This window comes from Kitasatospora sp. NPDC127121 (genome assembly GCF_042677305.1).
Classification (GTDB): domain Bacteria; phylum Actinomycetota; class Actinomycetes; order Streptomycetales; family Streptomycetaceae; genus Kitasatospora.
The window spans coordinates 112,364-125,554 of the sequence record NZ_JBHXTQ010000012.1 but is presented as its reverse complement, the minus strand read 5'-3'; the positions used below and the strand labels follow the sequence as shown (position 1 = coordinate 125,554).

At 73.9% G+C, this 13,191-nt stretch carries 14 protein-coding genes; 4 read left to right on the top strand and 10 right to left on the bottom strand.

Going from position 1 to position 13,191, the window contains the following annotated elements:
• Positions 1–191: 191 nt before the first annotated feature.
• From ACFVHI_RS09760 to ACFVHI_RS09745, 4 genes are all read right to left on the bottom strand, one after another.
• Positions 192–1,070, bottom strand: coding sequence for an alpha/beta fold hydrolase (locus ACFVHI_RS09760; RefSeq protein WP_380337444.1), 879 nt, complete (start codon positions 1,068–1,070; stop codon positions 192–194).
• A 158-nt stretch (positions 1,071–1,228) separates the two neighbouring features.
• On the bottom strand, positions 1,229–1,639 hold the full coding sequence (locus tag ACFVHI_RS09755) for a hypothetical protein (protein WP_380337442.1): 411 nt from the start codon (positions 1,637–1,639) through the stop codon (positions 1,229–1,231).
• A gap of 195 nt (positions 1,640–1,834) precedes the next feature.
• Positions 1,835–2,764 (bottom strand): glutaminase, encoded by a 930-nt coding sequence (locus ACFVHI_RS09750; RefSeq protein WP_380337439.1) that lies wholly within the window; start codon positions 2,762–2,764, stop codon positions 1,835–1,837.
• A gap of 176 nt (positions 2,765–2,940) precedes the next feature.
• The gene (locus ACFVHI_RS09745; RefSeq protein ID WP_380337436.1) at positions 2,941–3,642 is read right to left on the bottom strand and encodes a DUF3152 domain-containing protein; all 702 of its coding nucleotides are present in this window, start codon (positions 3,640–3,642) and stop codon (positions 2,941–2,943) included.
• Positions 3,643–4,127: 485 nt separating this feature from the next.
• Here ACFVHI_RS09745 and ACFVHI_RS09740 point away from each other — a divergent pair, with 485 nt between their 5' ends.
• Complete coding sequence (locus tag ACFVHI_RS09740) at positions 4,128–4,343, top strand: heavy-metal-associated domain-containing protein (protein ID WP_063350365.1); 216 nt, start codon at positions 4,128–4,130, stop codon at positions 4,341–4,343.
• 55 nt (positions 4,344–4,398) lie between these two features.
• Here the strand turns inward: ACFVHI_RS09740 and ACFVHI_RS09735 are convergent, their stop codons facing one another.
• Complete coding sequence (locus ACFVHI_RS09735) at positions 4,399–4,935, bottom strand: DinB family protein (protein ID WP_380337433.1); 537 nt, start codon at positions 4,933–4,935, stop codon at positions 4,399–4,401.
• Positions 4,936–5,034: 99 nt separating this feature from the next.
• On the opposite strand from ACFVHI_RS09735, the gene ACFVHI_RS09730 reads away from it, so the two are divergent.
• Positions 5,035–6,009, top strand: coding sequence for a helix-turn-helix transcriptional regulator (locus ACFVHI_RS09730; RefSeq protein ID WP_380337430.1), 975 nt, complete (start codon positions 5,035–5,037; stop codon positions 6,007–6,009).
• Positions 6,010–6,183: 174 nt separating this feature from the next.
• Here ACFVHI_RS09730 and ACFVHI_RS09725 read toward each other — a convergent pair whose 3' ends face one another.
• The gene (locus ACFVHI_RS09725) at positions 6,184–7,518 is read right to left on the bottom strand and encodes a PLP-dependent aminotransferase family protein (protein WP_380337427.1); all 1,335 of its coding nucleotides are present in this window, start codon (positions 7,516–7,518) and stop codon (positions 6,184–6,186) included.
• 188 nt (positions 7,519–7,706) lie between these two features.
• On the opposite strand from ACFVHI_RS09725, the gene ACFVHI_RS09720 reads away from it, so the two are divergent.
• Positions 7,707–8,480, top strand: coding sequence for an enoyl-CoA hydratase-related protein (locus tag ACFVHI_RS09720; RefSeq protein ID WP_380337424.1), 774 nt, complete (start codon positions 7,707–7,709; stop codon positions 8,478–8,480).
• A gap of 182 nt (positions 8,481–8,662) precedes the next feature.
• Here the strand turns inward: ACFVHI_RS09720 and ACFVHI_RS09715 are convergent, their stop codons facing one another.
• The 4 genes from ACFVHI_RS09715 to ACFVHI_RS09700 form a co-directional block, all read right to left on the bottom strand.
• Positions 8,663–9,154 (bottom strand): HPP family protein, encoded by a 492-nt coding sequence (locus ACFVHI_RS09715; protein WP_380337421.1) that lies wholly within the window; start codon positions 9,152–9,154, stop codon positions 8,663–8,665.
• A 145-nt stretch (positions 9,155–9,299) separates the two neighbouring features.
• A complete protein-coding gene (locus ACFVHI_RS09710; protein WP_380337418.1) occupies positions 9,300–10,211 on the bottom strand; it encodes an immunity 49 family protein in 912 nt (303 codons plus the stop codon).
• Between the two features lie 124 nt (positions 10,212–10,335).
• Positions 10,336–11,124 carry a maleylpyruvate isomerase family mycothiol-dependent enzyme gene (locus tag ACFVHI_RS09705; RefSeq protein WP_380337415.1) on the bottom strand — a complete coding sequence of 263 codons (789 nt, stop codon included), beginning with the start codon at positions 11,122–11,124 and terminating at the stop codon, positions 10,336–10,338.
• A gap of 101 nt (positions 11,125–11,225) precedes the next feature.
• Positions 11,226–12,587, bottom strand: coding sequence for an aldehyde dehydrogenase family protein (locus tag ACFVHI_RS09700; protein WP_380337412.1), 1,362 nt, complete (start codon positions 12,585–12,587; stop codon positions 11,226–11,228).
• Between the two features lie 119 nt (positions 12,588–12,706).
• Between ACFVHI_RS09700 and ACFVHI_RS09695 the strand changes: the two genes are divergently transcribed.
• Positions 12,707–13,156: a MarR family winged helix-turn-helix transcriptional regulator gene (locus ACFVHI_RS09695; RefSeq protein ID WP_244293532.1), complete on the top strand. Its 450-nt coding sequence runs from the start codon at positions 12,707–12,709 to the stop codon at positions 13,154–13,156.
• The last annotated feature ends 35 nt before the right edge of the window (positions 13,157–13,191 follow it).

Below are 13,191 nucleotides of genomic sequence, written 5' to 3'. Positions count from 1 at the left end.
GCTCCGCCGGGGGCGCGGTCGGGGGGGGCCGCCGTCCCCCTGCCGCCGCTGCCGCCGCCCGTCAACCGCGCACCGTGACGCCCGCCGCGCGGTCCTCACCCGGTTCGCGCCGGCCCCGGTGCGAACCGGCCCGGTACGACGGCCCCGTGCTCCCCGCCCCGACGGGCGGTGGAGCACGGGGCCGCTCGCGTTCAGGCCCGGGGCGGGCCGCCTTCCTCGGCGAGGAGGAAGGCGAGGGCCGGCCGGGTCTGGTCCCTGAGCAGATGGCCGACCTCGGGGAGGAAGGTGACCGAGACCCGGGGGGCGGCCCGCTGGAGCCGGCGGCGGGTGTCGTGGGAGTCGATGAGCCGGTCGCGGCCACCGATGGTGACCTGCACCGGCATCTCCAGGCCCGCCAGGTCGCCGTCGGTGACGACCGGCAGCCTCTCCCGGCGCGGCCGGAAGTGCTGGTGGATGAGCAGCACGTACTCGCCGAAGGCGCGTTCCTCGGCCGTGGGCGGGACGGGGGTGGGGGCGGGGCCCAGGGCCAGCCTCAGCATCGTGCGCCGCCCCCAGTCCCCGAACGGCAGCACGAACAGCGCGGCGACCAGCACCCCCCGCTTCTGGCGGCCGATCCCGCAGGGGCAGCGCAGCGCCAGCCGGTCCACCCGCTGCGGGCGGCGGATCGCGTAGTCGAGTGCCAGCAGCCCGCCCAGCGACGTCCCCACGAAGGCGGCGCGCTCGACGTGCAGCGCGTCCAGCACGTCGTCGAGCCACAGCGCGTGCGCGTCGGAGTGCAGTTCGGGGCGCACGGGGGCGCTCAGACCGGGCTCGCCGATCACGTCGACGGCGTAGACGCGGAAGTGCCGGGCCCACAGGGCCACGTCGTCCGCCCACATCGCCGCGTTCGCCCCGGAGCCGTGCAGCAGGACCAGGGGCGCCGCGTCCTCGGGGCCGCAGGCCAGGACGAAGGTCGAACCCTGACGGGTGGGGACGTGCAGCCGTTCGGCGGGCACGGGCCAGTGGTCCAGGAGGGCGGTGTACTCCCGGGCGAGGACGCGGGCGCCCTCGTCGGAGGTGTAGATGGTCATGCCGTACTCCACTCGCTCGATAGGGTGGTATCTATCCTTAAACTACTGCGAGGAGTGAAGTAAAGGTAATTTTAGGGAGTGATGGGGAGTGCTGCCTCAAGCGGAAACGACTCCGGCCCGGCCGCCGTGGGGGCGACCGGGCCGGGAGGCGGGAAGGCTCAGGAGCGTTTGGGCGGCAGCACGGCCAGTGCGAGGAGGAGCACCAGGACGCCGCCGCAGGCGTTCCAGAAGCCGTTCTCCAGATTGCCGATCCCGAGCGAGATCGGCTTCAGCTCCCGCCCCTTCTGGTACACCCAGAGCACGCCGGTGACCACCGCGACCACGGCGGCCAGGAGCAGGCCCGGGCGCGAGCGCACCAGCAGCGCCAGCACCGCGATCGCCGCGGCGACGGCCAGCAGCAGGAACATCGACATGCCGGTTGACGTGGTGCGGGTGGGTGACATGCCCCGGAACAGGTCGGCGACCGGTACGGACCTCGGATCGCTCTTGGCGTACCAGGGTTGGAACGAACTGAGCACCAGCCCTGCCGCGCCGGCCAGGGCCAACAAGCTTGCTACGGCGGTTCGCATGGGACGGGACCCCCACTTTCCTCTTGGTCGTATGCCTCATGGCCGGCCGATCGTCATCACGATCGGCGCCCCCGCGTGGAGCATGCCATGGACGACCGGCCGGTCGGTGCCCAACAGCCGGATCAACGCCACAAGTTAGGCGACGGACGGGTGCGGCGCGCGAGCCCTCGGAACGCCGGGGCGGCAGCCGACGGGTCAGAAGATCGAGCAGCCGGAGAGGGTGGTCAGGGCGTCCAGGGCGGTGACCGCGGCCACCGAGTTGCCGGCCTGGTCCAGCCGGGGGCCCCAGGCGCAGACCGCGGCCCGCCCGGGCAGTATGGCGAGGACGCCGCCGCCCACGCCGCTCTTGCCCGGCAGCCCGACCCGGAAGGCGAACTCGCCCGCCGCGTCGTAGGTGCCGCAGGTGAGCAGGACGGCGTTGACGCGCTTGGCCTCGCTGCGCGACATCAGCCGGGTGCCGTCGGTGCGCACCCCGTAGCGGGCCAGGAAGGAGCCGGCCAGGACCAGGTCCCGGCAGCTGGCGGACACCGCGCAGTGCGCGTAGTAGTGGTCGAGGACGGTCTCGACCGGGTTCTCCAGATTGCCGTGGCTGGCGATGAAGTGGGCCAGGGCGGCGTTGCGGTGGCCGTGTTCCGCCTCGGACGCGGCCACGACCGGATCGGTGTCGAGCAGCGGGTTGCCGGACTCCCGGCGGAGGAACTCGCGGACCGCCCCGGCGGCGTCGCCCGTCATGGTCTGCAGGCGGTCGGTCACCACGAGCGCGCCGGCGTTGATGAACGGGTTGCGCGGGATGCCGTGCTCGCTCTCCAGCTGCACCAGCGAGTTGAAGGGATTGCCGGACGGCTCCCGCCCCACCCCGCGCCAGACCGTGTCCCCGCCGTGGGCCAGGGCCAGTGCCAGGGTGAACAGCTTCGAGACGCTCTGGACGGAGAACGGCTGCTCCCAGTCCCCGATCCCGTACAGCTCGCCGTCGACGGTGGCCACCGCCATGCCGAAGGCGTCCGGGTCGACCGTGGCGAGGGCCGGGATGTAGTCGGCGACATGCCCTTGGTCGCCGGTCGCCCGCGCGGCCGCCGCCGCGGCATCCAGCAGCAGCCGGTAGTCGAGGTTCTCTCCGGCGGGCATACCGTTCAACGCTGTTCCTCCATGAGCACGATCAGGACCACGACCTGGTCCGATACAGGATTATCCGTGCTCCGGGGCGTGCGAAGGATCGCCGGTGGCGGCGTGGGGCCGCTTCACGGCGGGCCGCTTTGCGACCCAAAAGGCAATCAAGTCATATTCTTGACCGGGTTCATCCGTCAGGGGGCGGAGGTGGGGGCCTGGACGGGCGGGCCGGTGAGGAGGGTGCCGGTGTCGGAGTAGGGCCAGCCGTTCGGGACGCAGCCGTGCAGGCCCTTGATCTGCTGCATCATCACCGGTGCCGGCTCGCCCGCGCCCGGGCAGTCGACGTGGCCGTTGCCGAGGACGTGGCCGACCTCGTGGTTGACGGCGAGCGCGTGGTAGAGCTCGGGCTTGCCGACGTAGAACTCCGACAGCTCCGTCCAGCGCTTGAGGTTGATGACGACCTGGTGGCCCACGCCGCAGTTCACCGTGCCGCCGGTGTCCAGGCCGTACTGGCCGCAGATCCGGTCGGTGGTCTCCGGGGTGGCCAGGTAGACGGTGAAGTCCACCGGGTCGGCGGGCATGCGCTGGAAGGACGCGGTGCCACCGGCGGCCCAGCCGTGCTGGACGTTCCCGAGGACGGCGTCGACCTCGGCGGCGAACTGCCCGGGGCTCTCGGCGATCCCGTTCTCCGCCCGCACCTTGTAGCGGTACAGGTGCTCGCCGGTGCCGAAGCGGGGCGAGCCGCCGGCGGCCGTGGTGAACTCCATCGGCTTCGGCCCGTCGCCCGGGGCCCACGGGTGCCACCACAGCAGGCCGCCGGTCACGGCGCCGGCCACCACCAGGGCGAGCGCGCCGTGCCAGAGCCGCCTGCGCCGGAATCCGGTGAACTTCCTCATCGGCTGCCCCCGGTTGCGAGGCGCGCCCTCGCTCCGGTGGTCGGGTCGGGTCCGGTGGACCCGCCGGGTATGGAGGTGTGGGGCGTCGGGGTGGGCATGGCGGTGACAGGCTCCTGGGCGGGTTCGGTCGGGATCAGACGAGTCTAGGCGGCGTTCGAACAAGTTTCGGACGAGTCCAGACGGGTTCGGACGGGGTTCGGACGGGGTTCGGACGGGGTTCGGTCGCGGAAAGGAAGGGCGTTATGGGGAGGAACGGGCGAAAGCGGACCACCGGTTCAGCCGGTCGATGACGGCCCGTCGGTCGCGCGGCCCGATCGGTTCCCGGAACCACTCGAAGGTGCCACCCGTGCGGCGTGTCCCTCGGCGTCGGCGGCGCTTTCCGCTGTCGTGGTGCACGTTGATCATCGGCCGCGTCCGAGCGGGCCCGGCCGGGCTTCCCCACCCCACCTCACCCCACCTCACCCCACCCCACCGGAGGCACCGCCATGTCCATCACCACCGTCCTCACCGTCGACGGCATGAGCTGCGGCCACTGCGAGAAGACGGTCAGCGCCGGGCTGGCCGCCCTTCCCGGCGTCACCGAGGTCAGCGCCGACGCGCCGACCGGCCGCGTCACCGTGGCGTCCGCGCAACCGCTCGACGACGCCGTGCTCCGTGGCGCGGTCGGCGGGGCCGGTTTCACCTTCGTCGGCCGGGGCTGACCCGCCCCCGGCAACCGGCCGAGCGGGAGGGCCGGCCCCGGGCCGTAGACCGGGGTCAGCCCATGCTCTTCGCGCCGTCCAGGGCCTCGCGGATGATGTCGGCGTGGCCCGCGTGCTGGGCGCTCTCGGTGACGATGTGCATCAGCACCCGGCGGGCCGACCATTCGGCGCCGGCCTCGAACCAGGGGGCCTTCGGCAGCGGCTGGGTGGCGCCCAGGTCGGGGAGGGTGGCGACCAGGTCGTCGGTGCGGCGGGCCACCTCGGCGTACTCGGCCAGGACGCCGGCCAGCGTCTCGCCGGGCAGCAGGCGGAACTCGTCGGCGCGGCGGGCGAAGTCGGCCTCGGTGAAGCTGCTGAAGTCGGGCATCGCGGACGGGCCTTCCACGATGAAGTCCACCCAGAACCGCTCGACCGTGCTCACGTGCTTGATCAGGCCGCCCAGGCACAGTGCGCTGACGGTGGTCTGCAGGCCGGCCTGCTCGTCGGTGAGGTCGCGGGTGGTGAAGCGCAGGAAGTGCCGCTGCTTGGCCAGGGCCGCCAGCAGGTCGGCGCGCTCGCCGGTGGCGGTGCTGTTGTTCGGGGTCGTGGTCATGGTGGTGGCCTTCCGTTCGGTTCCTGCTCCTTCGGACAAGGTCCACGCTAAACGCGATAGCGGCCACTTTCTGTCCTGAATTCCGGGATGATGGGAGTCATGGCGAACACCAGCACCCGGACGCTGCGACTGCTCTCCCTGCTCCAGACCCACCGTTACTGGCCCGGCGAGGAACTGGCCGACCGGCTCGGGGTCTCGATCCGCACCCTGCGCCGCGACATCGACCGACTGCGTGAACTCGGCTACCCGGTGGAGGCGCAGCGCGGCGTCGACGGCGGCTACCAGCTCGCCGCGGGCGCCGCGCTGCCCCCGCTGGTGATCGACGACGAGGAGGCGGTCGCCCTGGCCGTGGGCCTCCAGGCCGCGGCGGAGAGCCCGGTGGAGGGCATCGCCGAGGCCTCGGTGCGGGTGCTGGCCAAGGTGGTGCAGGTGATGCCCGCCCGGCTGCGGCGCCGGGTCGAGGCGCTGCGCGCGGTGACCGTACCCGTCGGCGGGGGCGCCCCGGCCGGGTCGGGCGTCGACCCGGACCGGCTCACCGTGGTCGCGCTGGCCTGCCGGGACACCGAGCGGCTGCGCTTCTCCTACACCGCCGCCGACGGCCGGCACGCCGAACGGCAGGTCGAACCGCACCGGCTGGTCTGCCTGCACCGTCGCTGGTACCTGGTCGCCTACGACCTCGACCGGCAGGACTGGCGCACCTTCCGGCTCGACCGGCTGAGCGCGCCGCAGGGCGGCGGCGTCCGGTTCGGGCCCCGTTCGCTGCCCGCCGCCGACGCCGCCGAGTTCGTCCGGGCCGGTCTCAACGGCGTGCCGCGCCCGTACCGGGTGGCGGCGCTGGTGGACGCCCCGGCCGCGACCGTCCGCGCACAGGTCGGCCGGTGGGGCACCGTCGAGGAGGTCGACGCCGGGCGCTGCCACCTGGAGATGACCGCCGACTCCCTGGACTGGCCGGCCATGGCGCTCGGCTCGCTGGGCGCGGACTTCCGCGTCCTCGGCCCGCCCGAACTGCTCGACCTCGTCGGGGAGTGGGGCGCGCGGTTCTCCCGGGCCGCGCGGCGCGGCGCGGGGGAGTAGGGCACCGCAGCAGGGCGTCGGAGCAGGACGTCGGAGCAGGACGTCGGGCGGGCCGACTTCTCGTGCGGGTGGTGCTGCGCGTGCGTGCGGTGCTGCGGGTGCGGTGGGGTGCTGCGCGTGCGGCGGGTCGGTCCCACAGCGGGCAGGCCTGCGGGCCGTGCGCCGCGAGAGGCCTCACGGCGGGATCGCCTCGACGGCCGCGCGCAGCCGCCCCAGCACGCCCGCCAACGCGTCCAGCGGCGGCGTGGCCAGCGCCAGCCGGACGGCCCGGGGGCGGTGCGGGCCGGTGGCGAAGGCGTCCGCCGTGGACACCAGGATCCCCTCGCCCGCGAGGACGGCCGCGACCCGGTCGGGCCGCTGGTGCTCCGCCAGGCCGAGCCACACCAGGTACGAGGCCGGGTGCGCCGTGACGTCCAGGCCGGCCAGGGCGGTGGCGGCGATGCGCTGGCGGGCGGCGGCGTCCGCGCGGCGGTGCCGCTCCAGGCGGGCGACCGTGCCGTCCGCGAGCCAGCCGGTGGCCAGCGCCGTCACCAGCCCGGGCGCACCCCAGGCCGCGGCGCGCAGGCTGCTGGTCGCGGCCCGCAGCAGGCGCCCGGGCAGCACGGCGAAGCCGAACCGCAGGCCCGGGGCCACGTTCTTGGACAACCCGGCGACGTAGCAGGTGTGTTCGGGCGCCAGCGCGTGCAGCGGCGCGGGCGGCGAGGTCTCCAGGAAGGCGTACGTGCCGTCCTCGATCAGCACGCAGCCGCGGGCGGTGGCGATCGCGGCCAGCCGGTCGCGCTGCGCCCGGTCGAGCACCCAGCCGAGCGGGTTGTGGACGGTGGGCATGGTGTACACCGCGCGGACCGGCCGGGCGCGGCACAGCCGCTCCAGCGCGTCGAGGTCCGGTCCCGTCGCGGTGACCGGGACGGGCGCCAGGTCGAGGCCGTGGGCGGCGGCGAGCAGCTTCACCCCCGGGTAGCTGAGCGCGTCGACGGCGAGGACGTCGCCGGGCCGGGTGAGCGTGCGCAGCACGCAGTCGAGCGCCTGCTGCGCCCCGCTGGTCAGCAGCACGTTCTCCGGGGCGGTGTCGACGCCGCGCCCCAGCAGGTACCGGGCCACCACCGCCCGGTCGTGCCGGTGGCCGCCTGGCGGGTGCTGGCGCAGCAGCGCCTCGGCGTCGCCGGAGGAGGCGAGTGTGCGCAGGGCCTGCCGGAGCAGGTCCCCCTGCCCGGGGGCCAGCGGCTGGTTGAACGACAGGTCCGCGACCCGGGGCACCGGGAGGGCGCGCGAGGGTTCGATCCCGTCGTAGCCGGAGCGCGTCCGGACGAAGGTCCCCCGGCCCTGTTCCCCCACCACCAGCCCGGCGGCGGCGAGTTCGGTGTAGACGCGGGTGGCGGTGGCCAGGGCGATCCGCCGCTCGCGGGCGAGCCTCCGATGGGTCGGCAGCCGGGTGCCGGCCGGGAGCGCGCCGGAGCGGATGGCCGCCGCGTACTCGTCGACGATGGCCTTGTAGGAGGGCGGTCGCATGCGGCACCTGCCGTCGTGGGGCGATGAGGGTCCAGGGTGTATCCAGGACAATAACTGGATTGTCCTGGAGGGTTGTTCCTAGCCTCGGTGCCGTCAGCAACCGGGCGGGCGCCGTGGGGGCGCCCGCCACCGCGCGGGCGTCCGCCGGGTTGCGGGCGTCCGCGCCCAGGCGAAACGGAGCACCCGGCATGACCGTCCGCAGCGAGCGGGACCAGCACGTCGTCACCCTGACCATCGACCGGGAGCAGAAGCTCAACGCCCTCGACTACCTGACCATCGACGCGCTGCTCGCCGAACTCGACCGCGTCGACGCCGACGACACCGTCCGAGCGGTCGTGCTGACCGGCGCCGGGCAGCGGGCGTTCAGCGCGGGCGCCGACATCCCGTCGCTGGCCGGGAGCATCGCGGGCGGGCCCGAGCGGGCGCTGCGCGAGGTCGTCCGGCGCGGCCACGCGCTGACCCGGCGGATCGAGGAGTTCCCGAAGCCGATCGTCGTCGCCGTCAACGGCCTCGCCTACGGGGGAGGGTGCGAGCTCACCGAGGCCGCCCCGCTGGCCGTCGCCGCCGAGCACGCGACCTTCGCCAAGCCGGAGATCTCGCTCGGCTTCCCGCCGCCGTTCGGCGGCTCCCAGCGGCTGCCGCGACACGTCGGACGCAAGCGCGCCCTGGAGCTGATCCTGACCGGCGATCCGATCCCGGCCTCCCGCGCCGCCGAGATCGGACTGGTCAACGCCGTCGTCCCGGCCGGCGAACTGCTCGACGCGGCACGGGGCCTGGTCGACCGGATCATCCGGCACGCGCCGACCGCGGTGTCCGCCTGCCTGCGGGCCGTCACCCGCGGCATCAACCTGCCGATCGACGAGGGCCTCGCCGTCGAGGCGGCCTGCTTCGCGGCCACCGTGCCCACGGACGGGGTGCGGGAGGGGCTCCGGCGCTTCCTGGACCGCCCGGCCGCCGGCTGAGACCGGCTCGCGCCCCTGGTGCCGGTGGTTCCGGGCTGGACTCGGCGTTCTTCGGCCAGGACGACGGCAACGCGGACGGCCGGGCCATCCGATCGGATGACCCGGCCGTCGCGGCTCACGGGCGCGGCTGGCAGTCGCGGCTCACAAGGGGGGTGCTCAGCGCTTATTGGGGGCGTGCGCGCTCACCAGGACACCGGGTAGCGGACGGGGTGCCCGCCGATCCGGCCGGGGAGGAGGCCGATCGTCACCAGGATGCCGGTCGAGAGGACCAGCAGCGGCAGGAACGGCAGGGCGGGCGGGGCCTGGAGCACCACGACCACGGCGCTCGCGACGGCCGGGGAGTGGGAGAGGTGGGTGAGCATCATCGCGCCCAGTGCGAGACCGGCGGCTATCGCGGCTCCCCAGGCGGTGCTGCCGGTGACCGCGAGGGTGGCGTAGCCGATCAGGGCGGACAGCAGTTGGCCGCCGACGACGTTGCGCGGCTGGGAGATCGGAAGCCCGGGGGCGCCGTGCACCAGGGCGGCGCTGGCCGCCACCGGCGGGATCAGCAGCGGCTGGTGGACCACCATGCCGATTCCGGCCAGCAGGAGCAGGGCGCCGACGGCGAAGACGGAGGCCCGCAGGGCGTGCAACGGGTGTGGCCTGGGGGTGTCTGCGGGCTGTGAGGTGGGCATGCGTGGGCGACTCCGGATGGGTGACGGGGGACCACGGGATGATAGGCGCACTGTCGCTCGAAAGGTGGGATGTTTCGTCTGTTGGACAACCACTGAACACTCCGTGGACGGACAGGCGGACGGACGGGCGGCTTCGGTGGGGCGGTCAGAGCGCCGGGGGCTGTATGAGCGTCGCCGGGAGGTAGCCGGAGGAGAGGCCGAGCTGCCAGCCGTGTGCCTGGACGGCGAGTGCGGCCAGGGCGATCGGGATGACCGGGAGCAGGCTGCGCGGGGCCGCGTCCGGAGCGCTGCTCTCGCGGTGCTGGTCGAGGCGGGCGGCGAGGGCCCGCTCGAAGGTGCTCTGGTCGTCGTCGAGCAGGACGCGCAGCAACTGCTGGTCCGGCGTGAGCCGACCGGCGGCGTCCAGCGCCCGGGCGGCCGCGGTGCGCTCCTCGGCGTCCGGTTTGCGCAGGGGCACGGGGCCGGGGGCGACCCAGGGTGAGACGGCGGTCGGTACGACGTAGAGGTAGGAGCAGAGCGCGTCCAACTCGGCGAGGCTCGCCGGATCGGAGGTCGAGTCCAGGTCCGAGTAGGGCAGGCCCTTGCGGACCGAGGGCCCGTAGTCGTCCTTCAGCAGTGGGCCGAGCATGCGGTGGCGCTCCTGGATCAGGCCGCTGATCACGCACATCGCGAAGGCGTCGACCCAGGTGGCGGCCGTGGGGGCGAAGTCGACGGTGTCGCCGAAGCTGGTCTCTTCGCTGGTCAGCGTCTCGCCGATGAACGGGAAGGGGACCTCGAAGTCGCCGCGCGGGAAGCAGCCGAGGGCCAGCACGCCGAGGGAGCACTCGGCCGCGGTCTCCAGGATGACCCGGGCGGGGTAGCCGCTGAGCGGCCGGCCCTCCAGGGTGAGCGCGCCGATGTGGTCGAGGAGCTCCTCGCCCATCGTCCGGATCTCCTTGATGGCCAGGCGGCCGTAGTGGATCCGGTACCAACTGGCGAGGGCCCGGTCCTCGATGCCCTCCAGGGCCTGGGTGATCCGCTGGGGTGCGACCTGGTGGCGCGTGACGTCGACGTCCACGATCCGATGCCGCCTTTCCTTGATCGTCTGTTGACGGAACGGCACGCTAGCACCGGCCACTGACAGTCGATCACCCGTACGGGGGAGGGGCGGCGGCCGGGCCGCCGCCCCTCGTCCGGGCAGGTCAGAACGCCGAGTTGGCGCACCAGTGCGCGAGCAGTTCCTCGTCCCCGCGCACGTCGAGGCGGGCGGAGGCCAGGTCGAGCCGGCCGTACAGGAGCAGCAGCAGATCGGCGGCGCTCGCGCGGACGGTCGCGTCGGCCTCCGGGCCCGGGCCGTCCGCGTCGAGCCCGAAGCCGTCGAGCCCGAAGCCGTCGGGCCGCAGACGGATCAGCCAGTCGCCGCCTGCGGCGGTGGCGTTGCCGTCGGTGCGGGTGAAGCGGATGGTGCGGTCCGCGCCGCGCAGTTCGGCGATCCCCGGGGCGAAGAAGGCGGCGAAGGGCAGGTTGGTGAGGAATTCGGACACCCCGTCGGCGGCCAGCTCCGGGTCGAGCACCGGGGTGCGCCCGAGGGCGAGTTCCGCGTCGGCGCGGTGCACCAGGGTCTCGAACAGCATCCGCCGTACCCAGAAGCGGGCGTGCTGGTCGGCGCCCCAGGCCCACATCGGGGCGTCGAGGTCGGTCTCCGTGAACGCGGCGCCGGCCTCGGCCGCGGCCTCCGCCAGCCAGGCGGGGTAGCCGTCCGGCGCGGCGGGCAGCCGCAGGTCGACCTCGCGGCTGCGGGGCGGCTGCTGGATCCGCTGCCGGAGCAGGACGGTGAACCAGCGTTGCACGCTGCCGGTGTGGCGGGTGAGGTCGGTCAGTGTCCAGCCGGGGCAGGTGGGCACCGGGGTGGTCGGGTCGGCGTCCTGGAGGGCGGCGACGAGGCGGGCGGTCTCCGCGGCGACGGCGGCGCCGTGGTCGATGGTGGTCATGAGGGTGCTCGCTCGGTGTCGGGGTGGCGGGGCGGGGAGAAACGGTCGGACCAGGGGAAACGGTCGGACCAGGGGGAAACGGTCGGACGAGGGAGAAACGGTCAGGCGAGGGGCTTGTCGACGACGGCCTTGGCGTGGCTGAAGGTGTCGAGGGAGTACTCGCCGTGGTAGCGGCCCATGCCGCTCTCGCCGACGCCGCCGAACGGCAGCTCGGGCATGGCGAGGTGGGAGACCGGCAGTCCGAAGGTGAGCGCGCCGGAGGAGGTCTCCTCGGTCAGCCGCTGCTTGGTGTGCGCGGACTCGGTGAAGGCGTAGAGGGCGAGCGGCTTGTCGCGCTCGTTGATGAAGGCGATCGCCGCGTCGAGGTCGGGCACGGCGACGATGGGCAGGATCGGGCCGAAGATCTCCGCCCGCATCACGGGGGCCTCGGGGGAGACGTCGGCGAGGACGGTCGGGGCGAGGTAGCGGTCGGCGCGGTCGTGGGTGCCGCCGGTGACGGTCCGACCGTCGCCGAGCAGCGCGGTGAGCCGGTCGAAGTGGCGCTCGTTGACGATCCGGCCGTACTCGCCGCCGGCCGCCGGGTCGTCGCCGTACAGCTCTCGGACGGCGTCGGCGAGGTGGGCCTCCAGCGCGGGCGCGCTCTCGCCGATGGCGAGGACGTAGTCGGGGGCGACGCAGGTCTGGCCGGCGTTGAGGAACTTGCCCCGGGCGATCCGCCGGGCGGTGACCGCGAGGTCGACGTCGGGTTCGACCACCACCGGGCTCTTGCCGCCGAGTTCCAGGGTGACCGGGGTCAGGTGCCGGGCGGCGGCCGTCATGACGATCCGGCCGACGGCGCCGTTGCCGGTGTAGAAGATGTGGTCGAAGCGCTGTTCCAGCAGCGCGGTGGTCTCCGGGACGGCGCCCTCGACGACCGCGACGGCCGCCGGGTCGAGGTAGCGCGGGAGCAGCCGGGCGAGCGTGGCGGAGGTCGCGGGGGCGAGCTCGCTGGGCTTGAGGACGGCCGCGTTCCCGGCGGCCAGTGCGCCGACCAGCGGGGACAGGGCGAGCTGGAGCGGGTAGTTCCAGGGCGCGATGATCAGGACCACGCCGAGCGGGTCGCGCACCACGCGGGCCGCGGCGGGCCGGAAGAACTCGGGTACGGCGGCGGGCTTCGGCCGCAGCCACTGCTCCAGGTGGGCGACGGTGTGGTCGAGCTCGTTGAGCGTGAAGCCGATCTCGGTGCGGTAGGCCTCGGCGGTGCTCTTGCCGAGGTCCTCGTGCAGGGCCTGGAGGAACGCCTCGGACTGCTCGGTGAGCAGCGAGCGCAGCGCCGCCAGCTGGGCCTGGCGCCAGGCGAGCGGCTTGGTCCGGCCGGTGTCGAAGGCGGCGCGCAGGCGGGCGACCGTGGCGGCGGCGGTCTCCGGGGCGGTCTCCGGGGCTTCCGGGACGGCTTCCGGCGTGGCGGCGGGGGTGTGGTTCATGAGGGTCTCGCGGTCCTTCCAGCTGGCTTGAGGACGTCGATGGTTTATGACCTCAAGCATTCTTGGACGGTAAACCTCAATGGTTGAGGATGTCAAGCAATGTGCCTATGCTCGACACCGTGCACCAGAACCCCCACCCGGACCCACCGGCCACGCCGATCGAGCTGATGGATCAGCTCGCCCGGGTGGCCGCGGCCTACTACCGCCACTTCGCCTCCGCCGCGGCCGGGCACGGGCTGACCCTGATGCAGGGCAAGACCCTCAGCCTGCTCACCCGGCCGCGCTCCATGCGCGCCCTCGCCGGTCTGCTGTCCTGTGACGCCTCCAACGTCACCGGAATCGTCGACCGGCTGGAGGGCCGCGACCTGGTCCGCCGCGAGCCCGACCCCGCCGACCGCCGGGTCAAGAGCATCGCCCTGACCGACCGGGGCGAGCAGACCGTCCGGCTGATCCGGGCCGACCTGATGTCCGGACTGACCGCGCTGGAACAGCTCTCCGGCCAGGACCGGGCCGCCCTGGGCGCGCTGCTGGACCGGGCGTTCCCCGAGACGGCGGCCCCGCCGGCCTGAGGCCGGGCCGCCGGTCCGAGGCGGGGCCGGAGTCA